Annotated in this window: 10 protein-coding genes; 9 read left to right on the top strand and 1 reads right to left on the bottom strand. The window is 67.9% G+C overall.

Features of this window, described 5'->3' with window-relative positions; translation table 11 throughout:
• Positions 1–2,123: ESPR-type extended signal peptide-containing protein (locus IP90_RS05990; protein WP_277874200.1), on the bottom strand; the 2,123-nt coding region annotated here is incomplete at its 3' end.
• A gap of 869 nt (positions 2,124–2,992) precedes the next feature.
• Between IP90_RS05990 and xpsF the strand changes: the two genes are divergently transcribed.
• The 9 genes from xpsF to IP90_RS05945 are packed head-to-tail and all read left to right on the top strand — an operon-like array spanning position 2,993 to position 9,678.
• Positions 2,993–4,210 carry a type II secretion system protein XpsF gene (gene xpsF, locus IP90_RS05985; protein WP_144898736.1) on the top strand — a complete coding sequence of 406 codons (1,218 nt, stop codon included), beginning with the start codon at positions 2,993–2,995 and terminating at the stop codon, positions 4,208–4,210.
• 4 nt (positions 4,211–4,214) lie between these two features.
• Positions 4,215–4,664, top strand: a complete 450-nt coding sequence (gspG, locus tag IP90_RS05980) for a type II secretion system major pseudopilin GspG (RefSeq protein WP_144898694.1) — start codon at positions 4,215–4,217, stop codon at positions 4,662–4,664.
• 3 nt (positions 4,665–4,667) lie between these two features.
• Positions 4,668–5,144: a type II secretion system protein XpsH gene (gene xpsH / locus IP90_RS05975; RefSeq protein ID WP_144898693.1), complete on the top strand. Its 477-nt coding sequence runs from the start codon at positions 4,668–4,670 to the stop codon at positions 5,142–5,144.
• Positions 5,141–5,575 carry a type II secretion system protein XpsI gene (gene xpsI / locus IP90_RS05970; RefSeq protein ID WP_144898692.1) on the top strand — a complete coding sequence of 145 codons (435 nt, stop codon included), beginning with the start codon at positions 5,141–5,143 and terminating at the stop codon, positions 5,573–5,575. The genes xpsH and xpsI overlap by 4 nt, the downstream gene beginning before the upstream one ends.
• Positions 5,572–6,294 carry a prepilin-type N-terminal cleavage/methylation domain-containing protein gene (locus IP90_RS05965; RefSeq protein WP_144898691.1) on the top strand — a complete coding sequence of 241 codons (723 nt, stop codon included), beginning with the start codon at positions 5,572–5,574 and terminating at the stop codon, positions 6,292–6,294. Before xpsI ends, IP90_RS05965 begins: the two co-directional genes overlap by 4 nt.
• The gene (locus IP90_RS05960; protein ID WP_199753403.1) at positions 6,291–7,145 is read left to right on the top strand and encodes a type II secretion system minor pseudopilin; all 855 of its coding nucleotides are present in this window, start codon (positions 6,291–6,293) and stop codon (positions 7,143–7,145) included. Before IP90_RS05965 ends, IP90_RS05960 begins: the two co-directional genes overlap by 4 nt.
• Positions 7,142–8,299: a PilN domain-containing protein gene (locus tag IP90_RS05955; RefSeq protein WP_144898690.1), complete on the top strand. Its 1,158-nt coding sequence runs from the start codon at positions 7,142–7,144 to the stop codon at positions 8,297–8,299. Before IP90_RS05960 ends, IP90_RS05955 begins: the two co-directional genes overlap by 4 nt.
• Positions 8,280–8,894: a type II secretion system protein GspM gene (gene gspM, locus IP90_RS05950; protein ID WP_144898689.1), complete on the top strand. Its 615-nt coding sequence runs from the start codon at positions 8,280–8,282 to the stop codon at positions 8,892–8,894. The genes IP90_RS05955 and gspM overlap by 20 nt, the downstream gene beginning before the upstream one ends.
• Positions 8,884–9,678: a general secretion pathway protein GspN gene (locus IP90_RS05945; protein ID WP_144898688.1), complete on the top strand. Its 795-nt coding sequence runs from the start codon at positions 8,884–8,886 to the stop codon at positions 9,676–9,678. The genes gspM and IP90_RS05945 overlap by 11 nt, the downstream gene beginning before the upstream one ends.
• The last annotated feature ends 3 nt before the right edge of the window (positions 9,679–9,681 follow it).

Genomic DNA, 9,681 nt, shown 5'->3' with positions numbered 1-9,681 from the left:
TTGCCGTCCTCGTCGAGGATCGGATTGCCGTTGGCATCCAGCAGCGCGAGCTGGCCGCCGACGGCGGTGCTGCTGACGCCCGAGGCATTGGCGCCATTGCCGTTGGCCGTGGCGTTGTCGGCTACGGCGGCGGCCTGGTTGCCGGTGGCGGTGGCACCGATGCCGACGGCCGCCGAGCCTGCGCCATAGGCCGAGGCGGTGTCGCCTTCGGCATAGGCGTTTGCGCCGGAGGCGAGGGCGAACTCGCCGACCGCTTGCGCATCGTCGCTGCCATCATTGGCACCGTTGGCCTGGAAGTAGCGGGTGGCATCGGTCAGCTGGCCGACGTTGACCGCATCCGTACTCTCGGTACCGGCGGCGACATTGGTGATCTGGCGTTCGCTGCCGACATCGCCGACCGAGACCGTGTTGGCACGGTCCGTATAGGAATCGGTGCCCAATGCCACGCTGTTGTCGGCTTCGGTCATTGAATTGGCACCCAGCGCCACGCTGTCGGCACCATAGGTCGTGCTGTAGAAACCGACTGCCGTGCTGTTCTCGCCGGATGCCCATGCCTCTGCACCCACGGCAGTGGCGGTGTTGCCCTGCGCGTAGGCGAAGTAGCCCAGCGCCGTGCTTTCCACGCCATCGGCCTGAGCCAATGCGCCGGTGGCGGTGCTGTAGTCGCCCCACGCGCCCGCGCCCGAACCGAAGGCCGACGCAGCCTCACCCGTGGCCTGGGTCGAGACCAGGAAACCGAGCCCCGGAACGAGGTCAGCAAGGCCGCCGATCGCCGTGCTGCCATTGCCGGTGGCCAAGCTCTGCGTACCCATGGCCGTGCTGTAGTCGCCCAGCGCGTTGGCGACGGCGCCGAACGCGGACGATTGCGCGCCGGCCGCATACGCGCCCACGCCTGCGGCGGTGGCGACGAACCCTTGCGCATTGGCGCTTGCACCCAGCGCGGTACCACCGATACCGGCACTGGTCGCGCCCGTCTCCACCGGCACGCCGCCGTTGGTGATGAGCGGATTGCCGTTTTCGTCTACCGCGTTGCCGCCCACCGCGACGGCGGCTGGACCTGTGGCCTGCGCGTTCTGGCCGAATGCGGCGCTGTTCTGGCCTGCAGCCAGGCTGTTGTCACCCACCGCGATCGCGCCGCTCTCACCGTCGGCGATGGCGCCATTGCCCAGCGCCACGTTGCCCTCGCCCGAAGCGGTGCTGCCGCTGCCGCCGGCGAAGCTGTTCAAGCCACTGGCAGTGTTGCCATTGCCGACCGCCGTGGCGTTCTCGCCATCGACGACGTTCTCGCCACCGAAGGCATTGCCGTTGGTCGCGCCGACCACGTTGCTGCGGCCGAAGGCATTGCTGCCATCGCCGCTGGCTTCGTTGAAGTTGCCGACGGCGCTGCTGTCGAAGCCTTCGGCGGTGTTGACGTAACCCAGTGCGCTGGAGCCGCCGCCGCTGGCGACGTTCTGCGTGCCGACCGCGGTGCTGCCATCGCCGCTGGCGACTGCACCCGCGCCCGCGGCGGTGCTCTCCGCACCGCTGGCGATCGCGTCGTCGCTGCCGTCGTTGGCGCCCACAGCCTGGAAGTAGCGCGTGGCGTCGACGAAGGTCGCCGCCAGTTCGTCGAGCTGCCCCTTGTTGACGGCATCGTTGGCATTGATGCCGGCACCGACGTTGACGACGCGACGCGTCGCCGGGCCGCTGCCCACGCCACCGCTGCCCACCGAGAAAGTGTCTGCTTCAGTGGCGCGCGATCCGGCACCGACGGCAACGCTGTTGATGCCGGAAGCCTGCGCGCCGTTGCCGTAAGCCGTGGCGCCGGCCTGCGTGGCGCTGCTGTAGTTGCCGTACGCGGTCGAACCGGCTCCCGAGGCGACCGTGTCGATGCCGCAGGCGAAGGCGTTGGCGCCCGAAGCCGTGGGCATGTCGCCGAACGAGGACAGTTGCAGGCAGATGTTGCCGGCGGATGTCGGCAGCGCCCAGAGCGATCCACAGATCGACAAGGCAAGGAACGATGCGGTGATGCCGGGTGATGCGCGCGTGGCGCCTACGGTGCCGTGTGACTGCTTGGCGAGTTCGGATGCGACCACCAGCATGCCGAGCGACTTGTTCCAGACCTTGCTGTAAATCCTGTTCATGGGGGAATCCTTCAGTGGAAACGCTTCAAGGGAAAGAAGCCCGGCGCCGCGGGGACAGGCCGGAAAACTTTCAGTGAACGAGCGACTACGAGGTGAGGCAGAAACACATAAGCAGAAACAAACACGCGGACGCGCATCGCAGACAGGGTGGTCTGCAATGACGATCGATGTGATGGAAGTGACGCGAGGGTTGCGGGCGTGCGGCAGCGCGCGGCTGCGATGGAGCAGGGAGAATAGATGGCGCCGTCGGGCAGCAGCGATCGCGTACGTCGCTGACGGCGTAGTCGTGAATGCTACTGACGTGCATCCCCTTCCCCCGAAGCTGAAGCTGTTACCAACGCCCCTTCCCGAAACATACCCGTGAATGGGGCGCTTGGCTATATGCCCTGATTCGTGGCGCGCCGGCGCATGTCACGACAGGCGATCGATGCTGCGTTGCAGAATCTCCTTCGTGTTTTTGTGGCTTGGCGTGTGAAGATTCATTCGACATCGTCGAGGTGGCGACGCAAAGTATCTGATCGATATGGAAGTCGTCGCATTGCGATGCAATTTTTCCTGGTTGCGCCTGGCGTGAAGATGCTGTTAATCACGTCGACAGGTCACGGTCGACATGAGAACCACGGCGGAGCAGGCATGTGCGCATCAGCGTGGACGTCAGCGCTCACGCAGTTCGATACCGCGCGCATGGCGCCGGACTGGCGGCGAGTACCGTGTTTCCGATGTCGTCGTCGCGATGTCCACGGCCCGGTTACCGGTGCACGCATCGCGGCTCGCGACCGCATGACCGCACGCCTGGCCTGCGATGGCCGGCTCGACCCATCCCTCGGCGCTCGCGGTATCCTGCAATGAGCCCCGCAGCGCAGACACCAATGCCGCTCTATCGCTACAAAGCCCTCAACACACGTGGCGAGATGCTCGACGGCCAGATGGAAGCCGCCAGCGACGCCGAGGTGGTGCTGCGCCTGCAGGAACAGGGGCACCTGCCGGTCGAAGCGAAGCCGGCCACCGGTGGCGAAGGCGAATCGGCCTGGCGCACGCTGTTCAAGCCCAAGCCCTTCGCCGGCGAACGGCTGGTGCAGTTCACCCAGCAGCTGGCGACCCTGCTCGGCGCCGGGCAACCGCTGGACCGTTCGCTGACGATCCTGCTGGAACTGCCGGAGGACGAGGCTGCCAGACGCACCATCACCGACGTCCGCGACGCCGTGCGCAGCGGCGCGGCGTTGTCGACGGCGCTGGAGCGCCAGCACGGCACCTTCGGCAAGCTGTACATCAACATGGTGCGTGCCGGTGAAGCCGGCGGCAGCCTGCATGAAACCCTGCAACGCCTGGCCGACTACATGGAGCGCAGCCGTGCGCTGCGCGGTCGCGTCATCAACGCATTGATCTACCCGATCATCCTGCTGCTGATGGTCGGACTGAGCCTGCTGTTCCTGCTCGGTTATGTGGTGCCGCAGTTCGCGGCGATGTACGAAAGCCTGGATGCCGAACTGCCATTGTTCTCGCGCATCGTGCTGGGCATCGGTCTGTTCGTGCGCGACTGGTGGTTCGTGCTGATCGCGATCCCGGCGCTGGCGGCGTGGTGGTTCGATCGCAAGCTCCGGGAATCCGCATTCCGCGCACGCTTCGACGAATGGTTGCTGCGGCAGAAATTCGTCGGCCCGCTGGTGGCGCGACTGGAAACCGCGCGGCTGGCGCGCACCTTGGGCACCTTGCTGAAGAATGGCGTGCCGCTGATGACCGCGCTGGGCATCGGCCGCAACGTGCTCGGGAACCGGAGACTCGCCGACGATGTCGAAGCCGCTGGCGACGACGTCAAGAACGGCGTCGGCCTGTCCGCGGCGCTGGCCAAGGGCAAGCGTTTTCCGCGGCTTGCGTTGCAGATGATCCAGGTCGGCGAGGAATCCGGCGCGCTGGACACGATGCTGCTCAAGACCGCGGATACCTTCGAGCAGGAAACCGGGCAGGCATTGGACCGCATGCTCGCCGCGCTGGTGCCGGTGATCACGATGCTGCTGGCCGGCGTGGTGATGGTCGTCATCCTCGCCGTGCTCATTCCGATTTACGATCTCACCAATGTCATAGGTTGAAACGATGAAACTGCCCCGCGCGTTCCCCCGTTCCATCACCCGTTCGCCGCTGCGTTCCGCCCAGGCCGGTTTCAGCCTGATCGAGATCATCCTGGTGGTCGTCCTCATTGGTGGCATCGTCGCCTTCGCGGCGTCGCGCATCCTCGGCGGCGGCGACCGCGCCAAGGCCAACCTCGCCAAGGCGCAGGTGCAGACGCTGGCGGAAAAGGTGCAGCAGTTCGAGATGGACACCGGCCGGCTGCCGGCGTCGCTCGATGAACTGGTCACGCAATCGGGCAATGCCAGCGGCTGGCTGGGACCGTATGCCAAGGCCGGCGAACTGAAGGACCCGTGGAACCATCCCTACACGTTCAGCGTGCCGGGCGAGGGCGGCAAGCCGTTCGACCTGGTCAGTCTCGGCAAGGACGGCCAGGCCGGCGGCGAAAGCGTCAACGCCGACATCAAGTTCGAGTAGACCATGATTCATGCCGGGCGCCGCGGGGCACGCCGGGCGTCCGGTTTTTCCCTGCTCGAAGTGCTGATGGTGATGGCGATCATCGCCATTGCCAGCCTGCTCGCGATGGCGGCGATGTCCGGCGGCATCGACGGCGTGCGCATGCGCGCCAGCGCCAAGGAAATCGCTGCGAACCTGCGCTACGCGCGTGCGCAGGCGCTTTCGACCGGGCGTGCGCAGAAGTTCGTGATCGACCCGGTCGCGCACACCTGGCGCACGGTCAACGACCGCGATGGCGAAATCCCGCGCAGCCTCAACATCGTGTTCACCGGCAAGCGCGGATTGCAGTCGCGTGCGGGCGAGGGCGCGATCCTGTTCTTTCCCGACGGCGCCTCCACCGGTGGCCGTGTGCAATTGAATGTCGGCAATGCCGCGTGGAATGTCGATGTCGCCTGGCTTACCGGCGAGGTGACGCTGAAGCGTGGCGAGGTGGACCGGTGACTTTCCCGCGCACGCGACAACGCGGCTACACCCTGATCGAAGTGATCGTCGCGTTCGCCATCCTGGCGCTGGCGCTGACGCTGCTGCTGGGCAGCCTCAGTGGCGCGGCGCGGCAGGTGCGCTGGTCGGCCGACGCCGGTCGTGCCGCGTTGCATGCGCAATCGCTGCTCGACCAGACCGGGGTCGGCGAAAGCCTGCAGCCGGGGCAGAGCAGCGGCGAATTCGAAGGCGGTCGTTATCGCTGGACACTCGACGTCGCGCCCTATGCGGATCCTTCGCGGCCGAACGCCGCTGCCTTCGAGCCGGGCGCGCCGCAATTGCTGCGGCTTGCCTTGCAGGTGGAGTGGGGCGACGCTGGTCCGCGTCAGCGCCTGCGCCTGCAGACCCTGCGCCTGAGCGTACCGGATCCGTCGCAGGCGGTGATGCCATGAAACGGCAGGCGGCCGGCTTCAATCCGGCCCTCGGGCACAGCCCTCGGGCGTTCAGCCGGCCAGGCGGCACTGCCGCCAGAACGGCCGGTTTCACCCTGATCGAAGTGCTGCTGGCGACGGTGCTGCTGGCCGCCGGGCTGGCCCTGGCGTTCGCGACCTTGCGTGCGGCCACGGCCACCGCGCAGCGCGGCGAAGCCATGGCGCAACGCAGCGAGCGCATGCGCGCGGTCGAAGGTTTCCTGCGTCGTCGCCTGGCGTCGGCGCTGCCGATGGCATTCGCGACCGATCCGGGCATGGGCACGCCGCAGCGTTTCATCGGGGAACCGCAACGCATCCGTTTCGTCGCCGACATCCCCGACTATCTCGGCCGCGGCGGCCCGTACCTGCACGACATCGCGGTGAACGATGGCGATGGCCTGGCGATCACGTTCGCGATGATCCAGGGCGGGCAACTCGTGCAGGAACGCAGCCCACGCGCGCCGGAGCCGCTGGTGCGCGACCTGCAGTCGTTGCGCCTGCGCTATCGCGGCGTCAACGACGATGGTTCGCTGAGCGACTGGCTCGACGAGTGGAACACCGCCGACCGCCTGCCGTTGCAGGTGTCCATCGAAATCAGAAGCGCATCGATCGGCGACTGGCCGCCGTTGGTGGTGGCGTTGCCGCAGGCCGGCAGCGACGGCATCGGCATCGTTCCCGGCGCGCTGGAGGTGTTCCAGTGATGCGCATGCGTGGCGCGGCACTGCTGCTGGTGCTGTGGCTGATCGTGCTGCTGACGTCGCTGGTCGGCGCCTTCGCGATGACCGCGCGGATGGAGCACCTGCAGGGACGCGTACTCAGCCAGGGCGTAGTCGCCGACCAGGCCGCGCGCGCCGGGCTGGAATACGCGCTCACCCGCCTCGACGACAGCGATCCGCGCCGCCAGTGGCATCCGGACGGACGCGACTACAACTGGCGTTTCGGCGACGCGCGCGTGCAGCTGAAGATCGTCGACGAGTCCGGCAAGATCGATCTGAACACGGCCGATGCGGTGCTGCTCGCCGGGCTGTGGCAGGCGCTGGGCGTCGACCAGGACGTCGCCGCGCGGCTGGCGTCGGCGATCATCGACTGGCGCGATGGCGACGTCTTCAGCCAGGCGCAGGGCGGCGCCGAGGATCCGCAGTATGCGCAGGAAGATCTGCCCTACGGCGCCAAGGATGCGCCGTTCGAAAGCGTGGCCGAACTGCAGCAGGTGCTCGGCATGACGCCGGAACTGTATGCGAAGGCCGAGCCTTACCTGACCGTGTTCGGCGGTTCCGAGCGCCCCGATCCGCGCTTCGCCGACGGCGTCGTGCTGCAGGCGCTGGGGCTGGATGCGGAAGCGTTGCTCGAGCAGCGCAAGGCGCCGGTCGATCCCGCCGCGCCGGAGACCTTCGTCGGCTTCGGTAGCGGCACGTATAGTGTTGACAGCCGCGCGCGGCTGCCCGATGGTCGCGAGACGGTGCTGCGGGCGGTCGTGCGCACCGGCGCCAACCGGATTCCGGGTTCGGCCTACACAGCACTGCGATGGGAGGAGGGCGCCACGCCGCGATGAGCGCGTTACGCGACAGCTTCGGACGCTTCGGCGCACGGCTAGGGCCGGGTGCGGGTGGCTTCTTTGTCTGGTGGGGCACGGCGCTGGCGTCGTGGCTGCCGGCGTCGTGGCGTGCCGTGTTCGGACTGGCGCGCGAACGCCTGCTGCTGGCGCGCGACGGCGACGCCCTGCAGTTGCGCGTGCAGACGCTGGATGGCCTGCGCGATCTCGGCCGCGTGCCGTGGCCGGCCGGTGCGGAAGCCGACGATCCGCTGTCGCGGTTGCTGGCACCGAGCGTCGCCGAGTTGCCGCGCTGGGTGCTGCTGCCGGCAGGCGCGGGACTGCGCCGACGCGTGCTGCTGCCGGCCGCGGCCGGCGATCGCCTGCGCGACGTGATGGCGTTCGAGATCGACCGGCAGACGCCATTCCCAGCCGATGCGGTGTATTTCGATGCGCGCGTTCTGGAGCGCCGCGGCGATGGCCAGATCCAGGCCGAACTGGTGGCGGTGCCCAAGGCCACGCTCGACACGGTGCTGGCCGGGCTCGGCGCTCCCGCGGCGACGCTGACCGGCGTCGATATCGGCGACGAAAACAGCCTGCCGCTGCAGGTCAACCTGTTGCCGATGGAGCGCCGCCGCCGCGTGGCCGATCCGTCGCGGCGCTGGAACTGGATCCTCGCCGCGCTGATCCTGTCCGCGCTGGCGGCCGGCCTGTGGCAGATCCTCGACAATCGGCGCGCCGCCGCACAAGCCTTCGAACGCGAAGTATCCGCGCGCGCCGATGACGCACGCCGCGTCGCGCAACAACGCCAGCAGCTGCTCGACCTGGTCGAGGGCGCGGCTTTCCTCGAGCGCAGCCGCGCCGGCCGGCCCACCGCGATCGCGGTGATCGACGATCTGAGTCGGCGTTTGCCCGACGGCACTTATCTGGAAAAACTGTCGATGGAAGGCGGCAAGCTGCAGCTGATCGGCTTCAGCACCGAGGTTCCGCAGCTGGTGCAGCATCTGGAAGGCTCCAAACTCTGGCACTCGTCGGCACTGGCCGGCGCGGTGCAGCAGGATCCGCGCACCGGGCGCGACCGGTTCACGCTGACCGCCGATCTGGCGATCGCGGCGGACCCCGCCAAACCCGCCGCCGCAGAACCAGGAGACGCCGATGCGCAACCCGCGCGCTGACCGCGATCGCTGGCTGGCGCTGGGGTTGCTGCTGGCGGCGCTGGCGCTGGCGTATCTGCTGCTGGTGCATCCGTGGTGGACCGTGCCGATGCTGGAAGCGCAGGGCCGCATCGACGACCTGCAGCAACGCGAACTGCGCATGCGCATGCAGCTGCAGCAGCAGCCGGAAATCCAGCGCCGATTGCAGGCCAACCGGCAACAGGACGCGCAACGGCCCGGTTTCCTGCCCGAGGCCAGCGCCGAACTGGCCACGTCCGGGCTGGTGCAGCAGCTGGAGCAGGTGGTGCAGGAGGCCAGCCCGGGCAACCGCGGCTGCCAGATCAGCAACCGCTCGCCATTGACCGTCGCCAGCAACGAGCGCTTCCGCAAGATCGTGGTGCAGGTGCGCCTGCGCTGCGGCATGCCGGAACTGAGCAAAGTGCTGTACCAGTTGGAGAACCGCAGCCCGCGCATGTTCGTCGAGGACCTCAACATCCTGTCGCAGGCGAACTATTTCGTCGGCGATGCCTCCCGCGCGCAGCAGGGCGGGCTCGATGTCAGCTTCAACCTGTACGGCTTCCTGAAGCCGACGACCGGGGTGCCGGGTGCGCGCTGACAGCGTGGGACCGCGCACCTGGTTGCTGGCGGCGATCGCCGGCTGGGCGTTGCTGCTGTGGGTGCTGGCGATGTTCGGCATGGGCGGGCGCATCGAACCGTTGTCGGCCGACACCTCATTGTCGAATGCGCTGCCTCCGGCTGCAAAGCCGTCGCAGCTGGTGAAGCACGAGCTCGCCGAATACGGCGAGGCGACCGCGCGACCGCTGTTCTTCAGTGACCGTCGTCCCAAACCATTTTCCCTGCAGCCCGGCGGCGAAGCGGGCAAGACCGATACCTTCGATTACGTGCTCAGCAGCGTTCTGATCGCGCCGGGCCTGCGCATGGCGATCCTGCAGCCGCAGGAAGGTGGCGAGTCGATCCGCTTCAAGCTCGGCGAGGATTCGGAGAAGCTGCCCGGCTGGCACCTGACCGAGCTGACCCCGCGCAGCGCGACCTTCGCTTCCGCCAGCGAAACCCGGGTGCTGGAACTGCGCGTGTTCGACGGCAGCGGCGGCCAGCCGCCGACGGCATTGCCCAGCGTTCAGCCCGTACCCAGGGCGACACAGGCTACGATGCCGGTCCCCCCGCCATCGCCGAAACCGGAACCCGCCCCGCCGGCACAAGCGCAGCAACCGCCACGGGCGGTTTCGGCGCAGCCGCCTGAAACCCCGCCGCAGGCCGAAGCGGATGCCGCGCCGCCGTCGCCCAACGAATCGCAGCTGCAAGCCATCCGGCAACGCATCGAAGCCAGGCGCGCGAAGTTGCGACAGGAATCGCAACAAGCGGACAAGCCCAAGAACTGACAG

The sequence above is a fragment of the Luteimonas cucumeris genome, from assembly GCF_007830035.1.
GTDB lineage: Bacteria > Pseudomonadota > Gammaproteobacteria > Xanthomonadales > Xanthomonadaceae > Luteimonas_C > Luteimonas_C cucumeris.
The sequence above is the reverse complement of the archived record's forward strand: the minus strand, read 5'-3'. Positions and strand labels throughout refer to the sequence as shown.